At 44.9% G+C, this 894-nt stretch carries 1 protein-coding gene; it reads left to right on the top strand.

Annotation, left to right across the window (positions count from 1 at the left end):
* Positions 1–894 (top strand): pyruvate carboxylase subunit B (locus tag A3756_RS23820; protein ID WP_156490733.1); only part of this gene is annotated, 894 nt, incomplete at both ends.

The following is an 894-nucleotide window of genomic DNA, read 5'->3' as shown; positions in this document are numbered from 1 at the left end:
AGAGAATTGAAGAAAGTCATGCCTAATACTCCGCAGCAAATGTTGTTGCGAGGTCAAAATCTGTTAGGTTATAGACATTATGCTGATGACGTTGTTGATAAGTTCGTAGAGCGTGCTGTAAAAAATGGTGTTGAGGTATTCCGTGTTTTTGACGCGATGAACGACCCTCGCAACCTGGATCGTTCGCTTAAAGCTGTTAAAGCAAACGGCGGTCATGCTCAGGCAACGCTTTCCTATACAACAAGTCCTGTACATACTTTGGAAAGCTGGGTTAGCTTAGCGAAGCAGATTGAAGACTTGGGTGCAGATTCTATCGCTATTAAAGATATGGCCGGTACATTAACGCCTTATGCTGCTTCTGAGTTGGTTGGGCGTTTGAAAGCTCAGACTGATCTAGAAGTTCAATTACATGCACACGCGACTTCTGGCTTGTCAGATATGACAATTCTTAAAGCGGTTGAAGCAGGTATTGACCGTGTTGACACGGCTATTTCTTCAATGGCAATGACATACGGCCATACTGCGACTGAAAGTGTGGTTGCGGCATTGGCAGGTACTGGTCGTGATACTGGCTTGGACATGAAGCTTCTTGAAGAGATTGCTGCTTACTTCCGTAAGGTTCGTAAGAAGTACGCTAAGTTCGAAGGTTCATTGCGTGGTACTGATTCGCGAATTCTGATTGCCCAGGTTCCTGGTGGCATGTTGACCAACATGGAAAACCAGTTGAAAGAGCAGGGTGCTGCAGACAAATTTGATGCAGTGCTAGAAGAAATTCCACGTGTTCGTGAAGATCTTGGTCATATTCCTCTTGTAACACCTACTTCTCAGATTGTTGGAACCCAAGCGGTTCTGAACGTATTGACTGGCGAGCGCTATAAATCAATCTCTAAAGAG

Source organism: Oleiphilus sp. HI0086, from assembly GCF_001635225.1.
Note: the sequence above shows the minus strand (reverse complement) of the source record. Positions and strands in the feature narration are given on the sequence as shown.